This window comes from Mesorhizobium sp. M7A.F.Ca.ET.027.02.1.1, from assembly GCF_004022985.1.
Classification (GTDB): domain Bacteria; phylum Pseudomonadota; class Alphaproteobacteria; order Rhizobiales; family Rhizobiaceae; genus Mesorhizobium.
On record NZ_RZOL01000859.1, the window covers coordinates 1 to 778 of the forward strand.

Genomic DNA, 778 nt, shown 5'->3' on the forward strand with positions numbered 1-778 from the left:
TGCAGGAGAAACCCGAAACACTCAGGAAGATCGGCGATTTCCTCGCCGGCTGACCGCATTGAAAAGGAGGAGAAGACAATGAACAAACCCATCAAGCACGGCTCGTGGGGGACGACCACCGACTATCGCGACTTGCTCAGCAAGATCACGGAGATCGGGCCGGCCCTGGAAGCCAACACCACCGCCGATGAGGAGAATGGCGAACTGACTGCGGCCACGTTCGAGCTGCTGAAGCCGCTGCGCATGTCGCATATCTTCGCCGCGGAGAGCCTCGGCGGTGCGCAGCTGCGACCCACCCAGGGTCTCGAACTGCTGGCGGCGATCACCTGGCACTCTGGGGCGGCTGGTTGGGTTTCCATGGTGCATTGCTGCATCGGTGCGATGTCGGCAGCCTTTCTGCCGGACAGCGCGGTCGAGCGGTTGTTCGCGCCGGGCACCGAAAACCGGTTCTCGGGGCAGGGCGCGCCGCTCGGTATGCTGAAGAAAGTCGATGGCGGCTACCGGCTGAATGGCAAGTGGAGCTATGGCAGCGGCTTCAGCCACGCCACCTACAGCCACAGTGCCGCCTTCGTCGACGACGGCACCGGCAAGCCCGCCAAGGACGAGAAGGGCAACTTGATCATCATGTGCGCCCATGCCCCGATCTCTCAGCACAAGCAGCTCGGCAATTGGGACGTTCTGGGCCTCGGTGGTACCGGCAGCATCGACTATGCGGCCGAGGACGTCTTCATCGCCGACGATCTCGTTTTCCCGATCCTGACCGCACCGCCGCTGCGTC

General features: G+C 63.2%; 1 pseudogene. It reads left to right on the forward strand.

Features of this window, described 5'->3' with window-relative positions:
- Positions 1-78 precede the first annotated feature (78 nt).
- A pseudogene (locus EN749_RS36650) lies at positions 79-778 on the forward strand (acyl-CoA dehydrogenase); the annotation flags it as partial.